General features: G+C 61.5%; 10 protein-coding genes. 8 read left to right on the forward strand and 2 right to left on the reverse strand.

Features of this window, described 5'->3' with window-relative positions; all coding sequences use genetic code 11:
• The first annotated feature begins 41 nt into the window (after window positions 1–41).
• The 6 genes from I2I05_RS10025 to I2I05_RS10050 all read left to right on the forward strand — a co-directional run bounded on the left by I2I05_RS10025 (window position 42) and on the right by I2I05_RS10050 (window position 11815).
• Window positions 42–1553, forward strand: a complete 1512-nt coding sequence (locus I2I05_RS10025; protein WP_196282115.1) for a xylulokinase — start codon at window positions 42–44, stop codon at window positions 1551–1553.
• A complete protein-coding gene (gene xylA, locus I2I05_RS10030; RefSeq protein ID WP_196282116.1) occupies window positions 1546–2877 on the forward strand; it encodes a xylose isomerase in 1332 nt (443 codons plus the stop codon). The genes I2I05_RS10025 and xylA overlap by 8 nt, the downstream gene beginning before the upstream one ends.
• Before the next feature lie 455 nt (window positions 2878–3332).
• Window positions 3333–4913 carry an alpha-N-arabinofuranosidase gene (locus I2I05_RS10035; protein WP_196282117.1) on the forward strand — a complete coding sequence of 527 codons (1581 nt, stop codon included), beginning with the start codon at window positions 3333–3335 and terminating at the stop codon, window positions 4911–4913.
• 214 nt (window positions 4914–5127) lie between these two features.
• On the forward strand, window positions 5128–6270 hold the full coding sequence (locus I2I05_RS10040; protein WP_196282118.1) for an endo-1,4-beta-xylanase: 1143 nt from the start codon (window positions 5128–5130) through the stop codon (window positions 6268–6270).
• A gap of 151 nt (window positions 6271–6421) precedes the next feature.
• Window positions 6422–9064 carry a glycosyl hydrolase 115 family protein gene (locus tag I2I05_RS10045; RefSeq protein ID WP_196282119.1) on the forward strand — a complete coding sequence of 881 codons (2643 nt, stop codon included), beginning with the start codon at window positions 6422–6424 and terminating at the stop codon, window positions 9062–9064.
• 228 nt (window positions 9065–9292) lie between these two features.
• Complete coding sequence (locus I2I05_RS10050) at window positions 9293–11815, forward strand: zinc-dependent metalloprotease (protein ID WP_196282120.1); 2523 nt, start codon at window positions 9293–9295, stop codon at window positions 11813–11815.
• Between the two features lie 190 nt (window positions 11816–12005).
• Here I2I05_RS10050 and I2I05_RS10055 read toward each other — a convergent pair whose 3' ends face one another.
• Together I2I05_RS10055 and pulA are read right to left on the reverse strand one after the other, a co-directional pair.
• Entirely contained in the window at window positions 12006–12965 is a 960-nt protein-coding gene (locus I2I05_RS10055) for a 1-phosphofructokinase family hexose kinase (protein WP_196282121.1), read from the reverse strand.
• Between the two features lie 292 nt (window positions 12966–13257).
• The gene (gene pulA / locus I2I05_RS10060; protein ID WP_196282122.1) at window positions 13258–15249 is read right to left on the reverse strand and encodes a type I pullulanase; all 1992 of its coding nucleotides are present in this window, start codon (window positions 15247–15249) and stop codon (window positions 13258–13260) included.
• 122 nt (window positions 15250–15371) lie between these two features.
• Between pulA and I2I05_RS10065 the strand changes: the two genes are divergently transcribed.
• Together I2I05_RS10065 and I2I05_RS10070 are read left to right on the forward strand one after the other, a co-directional pair.
• Window positions 15372–16448 (forward strand): sensor histidine kinase, encoded by a 1077-nt coding sequence (locus I2I05_RS10065; RefSeq protein WP_196282123.1) that lies wholly within the window; start codon window positions 15372–15374, stop codon window positions 16446–16448.
• Window positions 16445–17191: a LytR/AlgR family response regulator transcription factor gene (locus I2I05_RS10070; protein ID WP_196282124.1), complete on the forward strand. Its 747-nt coding sequence runs from the start codon at window positions 16445–16447 to the stop codon at window positions 17189–17191. The genes I2I05_RS10065 and I2I05_RS10070 overlap by 4 nt, the downstream gene beginning before the upstream one ends.
• Window positions 17192–17527: the final 336 nt, after the last annotated feature.

Here is a 17527-nt window from a genome sequence, read left to right on the forward strand (position 1 = left end):
ATGCTTCGCTGCGCTCTGCATGACGGTTTTTCTCTAGAAATATGAAATACCTCCTCGGCTACGACATCGGTAGCTCTTCTATAAAAGCCTCGCTGCTGGACATCAACACCGGCAAGTGCGTGGCGGCCGTCACCTCGCCCAAGCAGGAGATGGAAATCAGCGTGCCCCGCGCGGGCTGGGCCGAGCAGCGCCCCGAGCGGTGGTGGCAGGAATGCGTGAACGCCACCGCCCAACTCAAGGCCGACTACGGCTTTGATACCTCGCTCGTGGCCGGCATCGGCATTACCTACCAGATGCACGGGCTGGTGCTGATTGACCGGGCCGGCAAGGTGCTGCGCCCCGCTATCATCTGGTGCGACAGCCGCGCCGTGGACTTCGGCAACCAAGCGTTTGAAGAGCTGGGCGAAGAGTTTTGCCTTAGCAATTTCCTGAACTCGCCGGGCAATTTCACGGCCTCCAAGCTGAAGTGGGTGCGCGAAAACGAACCCGAGGTGTACGCGCAGATTCACAAGATTCAGCTGCCCGGCGACTACATCGCCTTCAAACTGAGCGGCCAGTTGCAAACCACCGTTTCGGGTTTGTCGGAAGGCGTATTCTGGAACTTCAAGCGGCAGGCCATTGCCCAGGAACTGCTGGACCACTTCGGCATTAGCGCCAACTTGCTGCCCGAGGTGGTAGACACCTTCTCGGTGCAGGGGCACCTGACGGCGGAGGCCGCGGCGGAACTGGGCCTCACGGCCGGCACGCCCATCAGCTACCGGGCCGGCGACCAGCCCAACAACGCCTTCTCGCTGAATGTGCTGAACCCCGGCGAAGTGGCGGCCACGGGCGGCACCAGCGGCGTGGTCTACGGCATCAACGAAACTAACACGCCCGACCCACGCTCCCGCGTGAACTCCTTTGTGCACGTGAACAGCACGCCCGCCCAGCCCCGCAACGGCGTGCTGATGTGCCTGAACGGCACCGGCATTCTGAATAGCTGGCTGCGCAAAATCGTGGGCCAGCTGCCCTACGACCAGATGAACCAACTCGCCGCCCAGGCGCCGGTAGGGGCGGAGGGCCTCGTGTTTCTGCCCTTCGGCAACGGCGTGGAGCGCATCCTCGAAAACCGCCCGGCCGACGCCGAACTGCGCGGCCTCAACTTCAACATCCACCACCAGAGCCACGTGCTGCGCGCCGCCCAGGAAGGCATCGTATTCGCCCTGAACTACGGCATGGACATCATGCGGGCCAGCGGCGTGCAGGTGCGCAAGGTGCGCGCCGGCAACGCCAACATGTTCCTCAGCCCGGTGTTCCGCGAAGCTTTCGTGAACAGCGGCAACGTGGAGCTGGAACTCTACAACACCGACGCGGCCCAGGGCGCGGCGCGCGGCGCGGGCATCGGCGCCGGCGTGTACGCCAGCCCGGCCGAAGCCTTCGGCGGACTCGAACGCATTCTCACCGTGGAGCCCACGCACCAGCTCCGCGAACAATACCAAGCCGCTTACGGCCGCTGGCAAGACGCATTATCTCACCTTATTCCCAATACCATCACCACCCCCTCCTATGTCTAGCAACACGCTTTCCAAGACAGAATTTTTCACGGGCATCGACACCGTTCGCTTCGAAGGGCGCGAGTCGGACAACCCGCTCGCCTTTAAATGGTACGACGAAAACCGCGTGGTGGCCGGCAAAACCATGAAGGAGCATTTGCGCTTCGCCGTGTCGTACTGGCACACGTTCACCGGCACCGGCGGCGACCCGTTCGGCCCCGGCACCAAGCAGTTTGCCTGGGACTCGCACCACGAAATAATTGGCCGCGCCAAGGACAAGATGGACGCCGCGTTTGAGTTCTTCACCAAGCTGGGCACGCCGTACTACTGCTTCCACGACATTGATATGGTAGAAGAAGGCGACTCGCTGGCCGAGTACGAGCGCAACCTGGCTACCATCGTGGACTACGCCAAAGCGCATCAGGCCGCCAGCGGCGTGAAGCTGCTGTGGGGCACGGCCAACGTGTTTTCGCACCCGCGCTACATGAACGGCGCCAGCACCAACCCCGACTTCCAGGTGGTGGCCCACGCCGCCACGCAAGTGAAAAACGCCATCGACGCGACCATCGCGCTGGGCGGCGAAGGCTACACCTTCTGGGGCGGCCGCGAGGGCTACATGACCCTGCTCAACACCGACATGAAGCGCGAGCAGGCGCACCTGGCCAAGTTCCTGACCATCTCCCGCGACTACGCCCGCAAGCAGGGCTTCACCGGCAAGTTCTTCATCGAGCCCAAGCCGGCCGAGCCCACCAAGCACCAGTACGACTTCGACGCGGCCACCGTCCTCGGCTTCCTGCGCGAGCACGGCCTGCAGGACGACTTCATGCTGAACCTGGAAGTGAACCACGCCACGTTGGCCGGCCACACCTTCCAGCACGAGCTGCAAGTGGCCGCCGACGCCAACCTGCTCGGCAGCATCGACGCCAACCGCGGCGACTACCAGAACGGCTGGGACACCGACCAGTTCCCGAACAACCTGAACGAGTTGACCGAGTCGATGCTCATCATCCTGGAGCACGGCGGCATTTCGCCCGGCGGCATCAACTTCGACGCCAAAACCCGCCGCAACTCGACGGATTTGGAGGACATTTTCATCGCCCACATCGCCGGCATGGACACCTTTGCCCGCGCCCTAGTGGTGGCCAACGACATCCTCGAAAAGTCGCCCTACCGGAAGTTCCGCACGGAGCGCTACGCCTCGTTTGATTCCGGCCAAGGTGCCGAGTTCGAGCGCGGCGGCCTGACCCTGGAAGACCTGCGCACCATCGCCCACAAGTCGGGCGAGCCGACCCCCAAGAGCGGCAAGCAGGAGTGGCTGGAAGCCATCATCAACCAGTACATATAAGCATTAACCCAACGCCTTAACGCAACAAAAAAGAACGTCATGCTGAGCGAAGTCGAAACATCTCGCGTGTGGTAGTAATCCAATCGTGAGGACAAAGCGGGCGAGATGTCTCGGCTGCGCTCGACATGACGGGTTAGAAGGGTAGGTGTAATAACAAAAAAAGCGCGTCGGGCAGGGCCCGGCGCACTTCGAAAAAACAGAACCAGCCGGCCGCCAAGTGGTGGGAATAGCAAGGCGGCTGGCCGGGGATGTTTTGCCGACTGCGGCGCGCCTGCAATAGCTCGCTTGCCAGTAGGCGGCATCGGCGTTTCGGCACAAGCACAAGGCCCGTTGGTGAGCGGGGTTTTGCTTCACGTGGGCACGGTTGCCTGCGAGCCGGAACGCCGCTTTGCCGGCTGGAATACCAGGCCGTAGCTTGGGCCAGTATTTCACTCACCATTTATTTCCCTTCTTCTATGAATTTTCCCCGACGCCTGGCTGCCGTGGCCACTTTGAGCTTTGCCGTGCCGACTGCTTCCTCGGCCCAACCGAAGGAAGGCGCAAGCCAAACCGTGCAGATGACCGTGCAGGCCGGCGACCCCAAGCTGCAAATCAGCAAACACATTTACGGGCACTTTGCCGAGCATTTGGGCCGCTGCATTTACGGTGGTTTTTGGGCTGACAAAGACTCAAAAGCCCCGCAACAGGGCCGGATTCGGATGGATATTGTGGAGGCGCTCAAGAAAATCAAGGTTCCGAATTTGCGCTGGCCCGGCGGCTGCTTCGCCGATACCTACCACTGGCGCGACGGCGTAGGCCCCACGGCCCAACGCCCCAAAATGCTGAACATGTGGTGGGGTAACAACCTGGAGGATAACAGCTTCGGCACCCACGAATTTCTTGAGCTGTGCAACCTGCTCGGCACCGAGCCCTACCTGGCGGCCAACGTAGGCAGCGGCACGGTGCAGGAAATGGCCGGCTGGATGGAATACCTCAACTCTAACGACGACACCCCGCTGGTGCTGGAACGCCGCAAAAACGGCCACCCCGACCCGTATAAAGTGACGTGGTGGGGCATTGGCAACGAAAGCTGGGGCTGCGGCGGCAACATGACCGCCGAATATTACACCGACGTGTACAAGCGCTACGCCACCTTCGCCCACAACTACCCGGCCTCCCCGCCGCTCAAGAAAATTGTGAGCGGGGCCAACGGCGACGACGCCCACTGGACCGAAACGTGCATGAAAAACATCCCCCTCAACCAGATGTGGGGCCTCACCCTGCACCAGTACACGCTGCCCACCGGCAGCTGGACCGGCAGCAAGGGCAAGGCCACCGGCTTCGGCGAGGACATGTACTTCAGCACGCTGCGCAACTGCCTGAAAATGGAAGCCGTGGTGACCAAGCACGCCGCCATCATGGACAAGTACGACAAGGACAAAAAGGTGGCGCTGCTGGTGGACGAATGGGGCGTGTGGACCGACGTGGAACCCAACACCAACCCCGGCTTCCTCTACCAGCAAAACTCCCTGCGCGACGCCTTGGTGGCCGGCACCACGCTCAACATCTTCAACAACCACTGCGACCGGGTGCGCGGCGCCAACCTGGCCCAGGCCGTGAACGTGCTGCAAGCCGTCATCCTCACGGAGAAGGACAAAATGCTGCTCACGCCCACCTACCACGTCTTCGACCTCTACCAGGTGCACCAGGACGCGCAGTACCTGCCCCTGCAATTCAGCAGCCCGGACTACGCCTTCGGCAACGAGAAAATCCCAGCCCTAAACGCCTCGGCCTCCAAAGATGCCAAAGGCGCCGTGCACATCTCCCTGGTGAACCTGGACCCCAACAAAGCCATCAAGCTGGAAACAGCGCTGGCCGGCGTGACCTGGAAAACGGTGACGGGCCGGCTGCTGACTTCCGCCAAAATCAACGACTACAACACCTTCGACAACCCCAACACGGTGAAGCTAGTGGCCTTCAACGGCGCCAAAAAGCGCGGCGACAAGCTGACCGTGGAACTGCCGGCCAAGTCGGTGGTAGTGCTGGAATTGCGGTAGGTGCGCAGCTAAGCCTCCTCTCCCTTGTAGAAGGGGGGTACGGCGGCGCAACTGTAGCGTGGACTCTGTGAGTCCGCGCCCGCCAGAACGAACTCCGAACGATGCGACAATACGCGGACTCGCAGAGTCCACGCTACATTTTGTCCGGCTCATCTTTCCGCAGGTGAGGGGCCGGCGGTGCGCTCAACACAACTGTCCTTTTCAACATACGAATATGAAAACCAACATTCTCGCTACCCCGCTGCGCCGCTTACTCCTCGGTAGCCTCATTATGGGCGGTTTGGGAGCGTTGAACAGCCGCTACGACGTGGCTTCGCTGGCGCATGCGCAGTCGGCGCCCACGCAGGCACCCGCTACGAAGGGCCTGAAAGACTACTACAAAGCCTATTTCCCGGTGGGCGTAGCCGTGTCGCCACAAGGTCTGAGAGGAGCGGAGGGCGAGTTGATTAAGCAGCAATTCAACAGCATCACGCCGGAAAACGCCATGAAGATGGGGCCAATCCACCCCGAAGAAAACCGCTACAACTGGAAGGACGCCGACGAAATCGTGCAGTTTGCGCAGGTTAACAAGCTGAAGGTCCGCGGCCACAACCTGCTTTGGCACGAGCAGACCCCGGCGTGGCTGTTCAAAAACGCCGACGGCTCAACCGTTTCCAAGGAAGTCCTGCTCAAGCGCCTCAAGGACCACATCGATACCGTGGTAAAGCGCTACAAAGGCAAAATTTACGCCTGGGACGTGGTAAACGAAGCCATTTCAGACAACCCGAACGAGTTTCTGCGAAACTCGGAGTGGTACAAAATCTGCGGCGAAGACTTCATTGCTAAAGCCTTCGAATACGCTCACGCCGCCGACCCCAAGGCCGTGCTGTTCTACAACGACTACAACACCGAGCGGCCCGAAAAGCGCGAGCGTATTGTGAAGCTGCTCAAGAAGCTGAAGGATGCCAAAGTGCCGATTGATGCGGTTGGTTTGCAGGGCCACTGGTCGCTGCAAGAGCCCACGGAGCCGGAACTGCGCGCCGCGCTGGACCAGTACAAGTCGCTGGGCCTGAAAATCCAGATTACGGAATTGGATGTGTCGATTTACCCCTGGGAAAAGGAACGCCGCGCCAAGCGCCCCGACGAGTCGGACGCCTACACGCCGGAGCTGGAGCAGAAGCAAGCCGAGCAGTACAAGATGTTCTTCAAGGTTTTCCGCGACTACAAAGGCGTGCTGACTGGCGTCACCTTCTGGAACATCTCCGACAAGTACACCTGGCTGGATACCTACCCCGTGGCTGGCCGCAAAAACTACCCCCTGCTTTTTGACCAAAATCAGAAGCCCAAGAAGGCTTTCTACGAGGTGGTGAAGTTCTAGCACAACTACGGTCATGCAGAGCGCAGCGAAGCATCTCGCTCGGGGGAGTAATCCAATTGCCAGAAAAAGAACTAGTGACAGCACGCGAGATGCTTCGCTGCGCTCTGCATGACGGACTCAAGTATTTGAGTTGGCCAACATACACTATTCTATGAAAACTATACCCTTTCGCGTATTCCTGCTACCCCTAATGGCGCTAATCAGCACCATTGAGGCGGTGGCCCAAACGACTTTGCCCGTCGGCACAACAACCGTTTCCAATAAGAAAAGCCAAGGCGCTTTCGCCCTGGCGGCAAACGGGAAAGTGGCACCCATTCATGCCAGTGCCAACGACTGGCCGGGCGTGCTGCGGGCCGCCAAAGACCTACAAGCCGATGTGGAGCGCGTGACCAAAATTTCCCCAGCTTTCAGAACAAGCCAGCCGGCTGGGGCGGAGGTTGTCCTCATCGGCACCATCGGCAAAAGCCCGCTGATTGACCAGCTGATTAAGGACAAAAAGCTGGATGCCAAAGCAGTGGCTGGGCGCTGGGAAACCTTCGTGCGCCAGGTAGTGGAGAAACCCATGCCGGGTGTAGAGCGCGCGCTGGTCATTGCCGGTAGTGACAAGCGGGGGACGATTTTTGGGATTTATGACTTGTCCAGTCAGATTGGGGTGTCACCTTGGTACTGGTGGGCCGACGTGCCGGTAAAGACGCAAACGGCGCTGTACGTGGCCTCCGCTCGCTACACGCTGGGCGAACCTAAGGTGAAATACCGCGGCATCTTCATCAACGATGAGGCGCCGGCGCTGCAGGGCTGGTCGCAAGAGAAATTTGGGGGCGTGAACTCGAAGATGTACGCCCATATGTTCGAGCTGATTTTGCGGCTCAAGGGTAACTACCTGTGGCCGGCCATGTGGGGCAACATGTTCAACGTGGACGACCCGCAAAACCCGGTGCTGGCCGACGAATACGGCATTGTGATGGGCACGTCTCACCACGAGCCGCTGACCCGTGCCCACGAGGAATGGAAAGTTGCCGGCAAAGGCGCCTGGAACTACCAGACCAACGCGCCCGCGCTACAGGAGTTCTGGCGCGGCGGCATGCAGCGCATGGGCACCCGCGAAAACATCGTGACGGTGGGTATGCGCGGCGACGGCGACGAGCCCATGAGCGAGGACAGCAACATTGACCTGCTCGAAAAGATAGTGGCCGACCAGCGGCAAATCATTGCCGAAACCACCGGCAAACCCGCCGAGCAAACGCCCCAACTGTGGGCGCTCTACAAGGAGGTGCAGGACTACTACGACAAAGGCATGCGCGTGCCCGACGACGTAACCCTGCTGCTCTGCGACGACAACTGGGGCAACATCCGCAAGCTGCCCAAGCTGGGGGAGAAGCCCCGCAAGGGCGGCTACGGCATCTACTACCACTTCGACTACGTGGGCGGCCCGCGCAATTACAAATGGCTCAACACGAATCCGCTGCCGCGCATCTGGGAGCAGATGCACTTGGCCAAAGCCTATGGCGCCGACCAAATCTGGATTGTGAACGTAGGCGACCTCAAGCCCATGGAACTGCCCATCAGCTTCTTCCTCGACTACGCTTGGAACCCGGACCGCATTCCCGCCACCGGCGCGGCCGCCTACACCCAGCGCTGGGCTGCCCAGCAGTTCGGCCCGACGTACGCCACCGAAATCGGGGACATCTTGGCCAAATACGCCAAGTACAACGCGCGCCGCAAGCCCGAGCTGCTGGGCCCGGAAACCTACAGCCTGGCCACGGGCGAATGGGCCACGGTAGTGGCCGAGTACCAGCAGTTGCTGGCTCGCGCTGAGGCCATCAACCAGAAGCTGCCGGCCACCGACCGCGACGCCTATTACCAACTGGTGCTACATCCGGTGCAGGCCGGCGCCAACCTCAACGAGCTGTATTACACCGTGGCGCTGAACCAGGATGCCAAGAAACGCAATCAAGCGAACACAACAGAATTGGCTATAAAGGCAGGAAAGCTGTTTGATAAAGACATCGAAATCACCAGCCGTTACCACGCCTTAGCCGGCGGAAAATGGAACCACATGATGGACCAGACGCACATCGGCTACACAAGCTGGCAGCAGCCCGCCAAAAACACTATGCCGGCTGTGGATACAAATTGGGCTGATAGTCCAAAAACCTCCGTCCCTCCAAAACTGGCTACTCGTAAGGTTGCTATGGCGCATGTTGTAGGTGCGGGCTTTATGGAGGACGGCGGCTACGTTTCCATCGAAGCCGAGCATTTCGCCAAGGCGGTTAATAGCGGCCCCGTAACCTGGCAGCGCCTGCCGGACCTGGGCCGGACGCTGGGTGCGGTAACCACTTTTCCGGTCACAGCGGCTCCGCATGCCGCGCCCGGTGGCGCCTCGCCTCACCTCCAATACCAGGTCACCTTGACGCAGGCTGGTCCCGTTACGGTGCGCGCCTACTTCGCGCCGACCCTGGATTTTACCAATACCCAAGGCCTGCGCTACGCCGTTTCCATCGACGACGACGCCCCGCAAATCATCAACCTGCACACCGGCCTGAAACCCGATAACGGCAACCGCCCCTGGGAGCAGGCCGTGGCCGACAACATCATCATCAAAACCTCGCAGCACAACGTTGCCACAGCTGGCCCGCACGTGCTCAAGTTCTGGCGCGTCGACCCCGGCGTGGTACTCGAAAAGCTGGTGGTGCACCGCGCCGAGCTACCCGCCAGCTACCTCGGCCCGCCCGAAAGCCCACAAGGGAAATCAGCTGCTCCGACTGGCGAAAAAGGCAGCGTGGGAAGCCGATAACTGCTTAAGTAGCTCCGCACGGCCGTGAAGTAATCCTGGCTATGTGCCGTAGAAATAAGCGCCTCAGGCGTGGAAAGCAAGTTTGAAGAGGTGAATGCGGCCTTCCTAATCTGGACAAACACGAACAAAAGCCAGCGGAAGATGCCTGGGGACGTAATGAAGCGCCTGCTTATAAACGAAATGATTGTAACCTTGCGCTATTAAATACTTAGAAATAGCGCAATAGATATGAAGCATTTTACGCTTTTGCTGGCCGGGTTTCTGGCTGTTCCCACGGTTGGATTTAGTCAAGGGGGCAAGCTGCCGGCGAAGGCTGGTGCGGTTGGCCAGCCAGGCAACTCGTTCGCGTCGGCGACCAAAGGACTGCAGAGATTCGACGGTTATTTCCCTTTTTACTACGATTCGAAAACCGGCAAAATACTGCTGGAGGTGAGCCGCCTGAACGAGGAGTTTCTGTATTTCGGCTCCTTGTCCAGCGGGGTGGGCAACGGCATCGAGCGGGGGCAAAGCAATTCCGCCATTGCCAAGTTTGTGCGGGTGGGTGGCAAGGTGATGCTCATCGAGCCCAACTACGACTACCGCGCCACCCGCGGCAACGCCGACGAGCTGCGGGCCGTCGACAACGCGTTTGCCAAGTCCGTGATTTGGGGCTTTGTGCCGGTGGCGAACGAGGGCTCCAAGGTGCTGCTCGACCTCACGCCGTTTCTGGTGCGCGACAGCCAGAAAACCGGCGACCGGCTGAGCAGCGGCGGTTTTTCCGGCCCCGGCGCGAGCCTACTCGGGCCAGGGGCGGGGGCCAGGGTCGCGGCACCCTACAAGTTTGATGAGTCGCGCTCGGCGGTGTACTTGGAAAACACTCGGAACTTCCCCAAAAACACCGAATTTGAGGCCATGATAACCTTCACCGGCGGGCCCAGCTCGGGCGGGGAAGGCGGCGGCTCGGACCTGGCGCCGGACCCCAACGCGGTGACGCTGCAAATGCACCAAGCCTTCATCGAGCTGCCGGATAACCAGTTTCGGCCCCGCAAATTTGACCCGCGGGCGGGCTTCTACCAGTTCAGCTTTGTTGATTTCTCGGCGCCCATCAATCAGCCCCTGACGCAGCGGTTCATTCCCCGCCACCGGCTGGAAAAGCAGGACCCGGCGGCGGCCCGCAGCGAGGCCGTGAAGCCCATTGTGTACTACGTGGACCGCGGCGCGCCCGCCGACATCAAAAAATCCCTGATTGAGGGCGGTGCGTGGTGGAACCAGGCGTTTGAAGCGGCCGGCTACACCAACGCGTTTCAGGTGAAAGAGCTGCCGGAAGGGGCCGACCCCCTGGACATTCGCTACAACGTGGTGAACTGGATAAACCGCTCCGGCAGCCCGCGGGCTTATTCCTACGGCGCCTCCTACATCGACCCGCGCACCGGCGAAATCCTGAAAGGCATCATCTCGCTGGGAGCCGACCGCCACCGGCAGGACTACCTCATTGCCGAAGGCCTGCTGCAACCCTACGAGGACGGCAAGCCGGTATCGGACCAGATGGAGCAGCTGGCCCTGGCGCGCATCCGGCAGCTGTCGGCCCACGAAATCGGCCACACGCTGGGCCTGTACCACAATTTTGTGGCCAGCACCAAGGAGCGGGCCTCGGTAATGGATTACCCGTTTCCGCGTTTCAGCCTGCTGCCCGATGGCCGCGTCGATGTGTCCGATGCCTACGCCACCGGCATCGGGGCCTGGGACAAGCGCGCCATTACGTGGGGCTACGCCGATTTTCCCAAGGGCACCGACGAAAACGCTGCCCTCGACAACCTCATGAAAGAAACCCTGCAACAGGGCTTCCGCTTCATCCCGGACATTGGCGGCTACGCGCACCCCGACGCCAACCAGTGGGACGACGGCACCGAGCCGGTGGCCCAACTCACCAAGCTGATGGCCGTGCGCCGCCGCGTGCTGGACGGCTTCTCGGAAAAAGCCATTCGGGCCAATGCGCCTCTGGCTACCCTGGAGGAGGTGCTGGTGCCCATTTACCTGCTGCACCGCTACCAGGTAGAAGCCGTGGCCAAGTCAATTGGCGGGCAGTACTTTACCCACGCCGTGAAAAACGACGGGCAGGTGCCCACCCAAATGGTGCCCCCTGCCGCACAGCAACAGGCCCTGGCGGCGTTGCTGGCAACCATCAGCCCCGCCGCGTTGCAGCTGCCGGAGGCGCTGATTGCCAAGATTCCGCCCCGGCCGTCGGGCTACCCCGGCTCCATCGAAACTTTTGCGGGCTACACCGGCCCCACCTTCGACCCCCTGGCCGCCGCGGAAGCCGCGGCCGGCCCCACCGTTGCCGCCCTGCTGAACCCGGAGCGCGCCGCCCGCCTCATTGAGTACCAGGCCCGCGACAGCCAGCAGCCCGGTTTCGGGTCCGTGGCGGAGCAATTGTTGGAGCGCACCTGGCGGGCCAAGCCGGCGCAGGGCTACGCCGCGGCCCTGCAAACGGTAGTTAATAACCTGACGCTGAAATACCTGCTGCAACTGGCCGCCGACAACCGCGCCGCGGCCAGCGTGCGCGGCCAGGCGCTACTGCAAGTCGACGGCCTTCATGATTGGATGCAGAGCGCCGCAAAACGTGCCCAACCCGTGCAAAAAGCCAACCTGCTGTTCGGGCTCTCGGAAATCAACCGGTTTAAAGCCGACCCCAGCAAGTTCTCGCCGCCCCCGGCAGTGAATATGCCGCCTGGTGCGCCCATTGGCATACCGGAGATTGACTTTTTCCATTAGGGCTCTGCTGAGCCGCTTCTCCTAATCCTAATAGCCCGTAGTCAAGAAACGAACGGCAGATACTCCCCTGGCAACCGAAGCGCCGAAATTGGCGCAAACACGAGGCAGTACTGGTGCAGTTGAAAAGAAACAGAGCTTATCTATCAGCTGTCAGGCATAGCCGGTGGTGGCGCGAACGCCAGCGTGTGTACTACAGGTGTGCCAGCGCCGTTTGGGGCATCCGCTTCAGCAGCCACTGGAATAGCTTTTCGGCATCCGCTTTGTGAAATAGCTCCGTGCCCGAGTTCATAGTGGCGGCCGAGCCGCAGGCCACGCCCATGCGCACGGCCTCGCGCACCGGGCGACCTTCGCAGAGCGCGAACACCATGCCGGCCACCATGCTGTCGCCGGCGCCCACGGTGCTGCGCTTTTTCACGGACGGCGCCGGAATGTGTTCTTCCTGCTCCCGGGTTACCAGGTAGGCGCCGTTCGGCCCCAGTGACACCACTACGATTTCGCACTTGCCCGCTTCAATGATGCTGCGGGCCGCTTCGGCCGCAGATTCGGTGTCGAGGGCTTCCACGCCGGCCAGCCGGCTGAGCTCGCCCAGGTTGGGCTTGAGCAGGTAAACGCCTTCGTCAACGGCGCATTTCAGCGCCTCGTCGGAGGTATCAACGATGAGCTTGGCCCCAACGCTGCGGGCCCAGCGGGCTATTTTACCCATGAATTCGGGGGCGACGCCCTGGGGCAGGCTCCCGCTGGCCACCAGCACATCGGGAGCGGGGGAAAGGGCGGCCAGGGTGGCCAGTGCCTGTGCTTGTTCGGTTTCGGTGAGCACCGAGCCGGGCATGCCAAACCGGTACTGCTGGTTGCAGGAAGCATCCACCACGGTGAAGTTTTCGCGGGTCCAGGAATCCGTCAGCACGGGGCACTGGGCGATGCCTTCGCGCGTCATGAGCTGTTGCAATACCTCGCCGGGAGGGCCGCCGGCCGTGAACACTGCCCGCGAGCTCAGGCCCAGCCGCTGCAACCCGCGCGACACGTTGATGCCGCCCCCGCCGGGCTCCACCTTGGGCGCATCGCAGCGCAGCTTTTGCTCGGGTACTAGGCGGGGCACGCTGGTGCTTTTGTCAATGGCGGGGTTGAGGGTGAGGGTGACGACGTTTTTCATGGCGAAGGCGCGGCGGAGGGTTGCGAGGTTAACGCAAGGAGGCCAAAAAAGTACGGCGCGGCTTCCCATACCGAATTGTCCAGAGCGGCACTCCGATTCTGCTGCTGCCCGGTAAAACACCGTACCATTAAAGCGGCTGAGGAAGTCATCCGTCCGTCATGCAGCGCGCAGCGAAGCATCTCGTGTGCCGCCACTAATTCCATTGATTGAACGGATTGAGTTACTACCACAAACGAGATGCTGCGTTACACTCTGCATGACGGGCAAGTGCTGTAAAAACTTCGCTGAAAACCTATTGCACCAGAATCATGGCCGAGCTGGCCGGCACCAGCAACGCCGCGCCGGCTTGCTCCACCTTGCCAATGCCTTTCTCGCTCACCTGCTCGCCACTCAGCACCACGGTGTATTTTCCAGCGGGAATGGGCACGTTCACCGCCGTGCGGTTGCCGTTGAAAATCACCACAATGTTCTGCCAGGCATCGCCGCCAGCGTGGTCCTTGAGGCGGTAGGCAATGGCCCCGGCGGGCACATTAGGCAAGAATTCTAAGTGCTGCTGCACCTTTTCTGTGGTGGACAGTCGGAAAGCCGGATGCGCCCGGCGCAGGGCAATGAGTTTGCGGTAAAAATCATACACTCCGGCGTACTTCACCTTGCGGCCCCAGTCGAGTTGGTTCACGCTGTCGGGCTGGTTGTAGGAGTTGTGCGAGCCGCCCTTGGTGCGCAAAAACTCATCGCCCACCGGCAAAAACGGCACGCCCTGCGAAGTGAACACAATGGTGTTGCTGAGCAAATCCATTTTAATCAGTTCCGCTTCCGAGGCGCCGGGGTTGGCCACCGTGAGCTTGTCCCAGAGCACCCGGTCGTCGTGGCAGGCCACGTAGTTGATGGCTTGGGCCGGGGCCGCGGCCCAGGGCACTTTCGAGTAATTCACCTTGGCATAGTCGAGCTGTGGGTGCTGGGTGGCGGCCACGATGCCGAACTTCATGCTCTCTTCTAAGCCGGGCTGGCCGCTGGCAAAGCCGGGCTCGGTTTGGCGAGCGTAGTGGCCCTTTACGCCGTCGCGCAGCTCGTCGCCGAAAGCGGCAATGCGCGGTAGTTTGCCCACGTTGGCTTTCACGGCGCGGCGGGCTTCGGGCAGGGGCGAGGCACCGGCGGTCCAGCCCTCGCCATACACAAATATGGAATGGTCCTGTAGGTCGAGGGCTACGCGCACGGCGCGCATGGTTTCGATGTCGAGGATGCCCATCAGGTCGAAGCGGAAGCCGTCGGCGTGGTATTCCCGGGCCCAGTACGCCACCGATTCTACGATGAGCTTGCGCACCATGGGTCGTTCCGAGGCTACTTCGTTGCCGCAAGCAGCCGCGTCGGATAAGCTGCCGTCGGGCCGGTGGCGGTAGTAGTAGCCGGGCACCAGTTGCTCGAAGCTGCTGCGGGCGGCGTTGGCGGTGTGGTTGTACACCACGTCGAGCACCACCCGCAAGCCTTGGCTGTGCAGGTTTTCCACCATCTGCTTGAACTCGCGGATGCGCGCGGCCGGGTCGGCGGCGTTGGTGGCGTAGGTGCCTTCGGGCACGGAGTAGTTCAGCGGGTCGTAGCCCCAGTTGTAGCGGTTGGCGCTGGCGGGCAGGCTCTCGTCGATACTGGCGAAGTCGTTGGTGGGCAGCAGGTGCACGTGGGTCAGGCCCAATTCCACCAAATGTTCGAGGCCGGTGGTGACGCCGCTCGGGCCGCGGGTGCCGAGCTGCGCCACGCCCAAGTACTTGCCTTTCTCCCGAATGCCGGATTGCGGGTGCATGCTCAGGTCGCGCACGTGCACTTCGCCAATCACAATGTCGGTGAGCTGCTTGAGCGCCGGGCGCAGGTCGTCGGCCCAGCCGGGCGGCTGGGCGGTGGCGGGGTTGAGCACGGCCCCGCGCAGCCCATTCAGGCCCACGGCGTGGGCGTAGGGGTCCACTACTTCGGCCATCTTCTTCCCCTTGATGGTGGCCTGCACCGAGTAGAACCCGGCAGTGCCGGCTGGCAGGGTGAAGGTCCAGGTGCCGCCCTGGGCCTTGGTCATGGCGTATTCGGCCTTGGCGGTGCCGCCGGTGCCGGTGGCGTAGAGGCGCAGCCGCAGGGCCTCGGCGGTGGGGGCCCATACGCGCAGCGTGGCCTGGGTGCCGCGCCAGGTCAGGCCGAGGTCGGGGCCGTGGTAGATGGGATAGCTGGCGAAGTCGGGGAGGGGCTGGGCCGGGGCGGTGGAAGCGGCGGAAAGAAGCACAAGCAGCAGGAACGGGCGTATCATGGGTGCAAGTTAGCCCGACCGATAAAACGCCGCCCGCCGTCGATACAATTCCCCCAACAGTCGGTTTGGCGCGACTTTGGCCAAGGGCATTGCCTAAGTTTGTTTAGCCTCCTTCCCTGCTCATGCCCCCAATCACTCCCCGTCGCTACCTCAATCCGCTCATTCATGTGCTGGTGTGGGGGCTGTTCGGGCTGACCTTTTTGCTGTTTCAGCCGCTCACGGGCCGGCTCGTGATGCCCACCGAATTCTGGATTCGGCAGGGCCTGATGTTCAGCGTTTGGGTGGCTTCCTACTACCTCACGGCCAAGGTGAGCGTGCCTAGGCTCTTGTTTCAGGGGCGCACAGGCTGGTTTGTGCTGGCCCTGGTGGGCACCACGCTGGGCGTATTGCTCTTCAGCCGCTTCCTCGAATCGGCCCTCAATCTGCACGAGCTCATGAATAAAGCCTTTGAGGCCGCGGCGGGCCGGCCCCGGCTGCTGCAGCGCGGGCCGCGGTTCGATTCCATGGGCCTGCTCACCACCATGTTTGTGCAGGGCATTGCCACCAGCATCACGGTGGTGCAGAAGTGGCAGAAGGACGCCCAGCTTCGGCAATCGTTGGAGCAGCAGCGCATTAGTTCCGAGCTCTCGGTGCTAAAAGCCCAAATCAATCCGCACTTCTTCTTCAACACCCTCAACAACATCTACGCCCTCACGCTGCTCGATGGCGAAGAGGCCCGCTCGGCCATTCACCGCCTGTCGCGCATGATGCGCTACGTGCTCTACGACAGTGCCGGGGGCCACACGCTGTTGAGCCAGGAAATCTCTTTCGTGCAGGACTACATCACCCTCATGCAGCTCCGGCTCGATGAGCGGGTCACCGTCACCTTCGAGCGGCCCGAGCCCGTGCGCGACGTGCCGGTAGCCCCCATGCTGCTGCTGCCTTTTCTTGAAAACGCCTTCAAGCACGGCGTCGCGGCCACCCAGGCCAGCTCCATTTTTGTGGCCCTGCGCCAGCCTGCGCCCAATGTGCTGGAACTAGAGGTGCGCAACACGCGCCTGCCGCTGCCCTCCACCGACTTGGCCGGCAGCAACGGCATCGGCCTCGTGAACACCCGTCGACGCCTCGATTTGTTGTATCCGGGCCGGTTCACGCTGGTGGTCGACGACCACACGCCCACCAACGAGTTTCTGGTTCACCTAACCCTGCACGTCGCATGAGCAGCCTGCCGCCCCTCAAATGCATCGCCGTCGACGACGAGCCGCTGGCCCTGGGCCTGGTGGTTTCGTTTATTCAAAAAACGCCGTTTCTGGAACTGGTGGGCCGGTTTGGCAGCGGCGTCGAAGCCCTGAAGTACCTGCACGAGCACCCCGGCACCGTCGAGCTGGCCTTCCTCGATATTCAAATGCAGGAGCTCACCGGCCTGGAGCTGGCCCGCGTGTTGGGCCACAGCGGGCCCCGCGTCATCTTCACCACTGCCTTCAGCCAGTACGCGCTGGACGGCTACCGCGTCGATGCCCTCGACTATTTGGTGAAGCCGTTCAACTACGAGGAGTTTCTGCGGGCCGCCGGCAAGGCCCGCGCCTACGCCGAGCTCACGGCCCAGCACGCCAGCGCCGTCGCTGCCAACGGCCCCGAGGAGGAGGAGTATTTGTTTCTGAAGGCCGATTACCAGTTGGTGCGGGTGGCCATCAGCGACATTCTGTACGTAGAGGGCCTGAAGGATTACGTGAAAGTGCACCTCAAAAGCGCGCCGCGCGCCCTGCTCTCGCTCATGAGTCTGAAGGCGATGGAGGAAAAGCTGCCCGCCCGGCGCTTTATGCGCGTGCACCGGTCGTTTATCGTCGCGCTCGATAAGATTGAGGCCGTGCGCCGCCTCACCGTGCAGATTGGCGCCGTTACCATTCCGGTGGGCGACCAGTACAAAGACGCGTTTCTGCAGTTTCTGAGCCGCTGGACGTAAGCGCCTGCCGGCTGCACAGGCGGCGCGCGGGAAACGACTTTGGTGTTGCGCTACACGCGTGCCCATTCCCGTGCCTTAGCTCCAAAAAGTGCCCTATTGCAATTGTAGTGGGCTTTTGGGGCTATTAGTAAGCTATGTTATCACGGGTTGCTGGCTGCTGCTATGCCTCCGATGAGGCAGGCCATTGTGCGCAGTTCGGTTTGGCGGTGGCATCGGCCAATTTGGAGTGGCCAGGGCCTATTAATGGCTCCTGAAAATTGACTAAAAATTGTACTTATCTATGCTGTTTGTGAGTGGGTTAGGGTAAATGGTCAATTCTAGGCAGGTATTTTATTA

This window comes from Hymenobacter jeongseonensis (assembly GCF_015694725.1).
In the GTDB taxonomy this organism is placed as follows: Bacteria; Bacteroidota; Bacteroidia; order Cytophagales; family Hymenobacteraceae; genus Hymenobacter; species Hymenobacter jeongseonensis.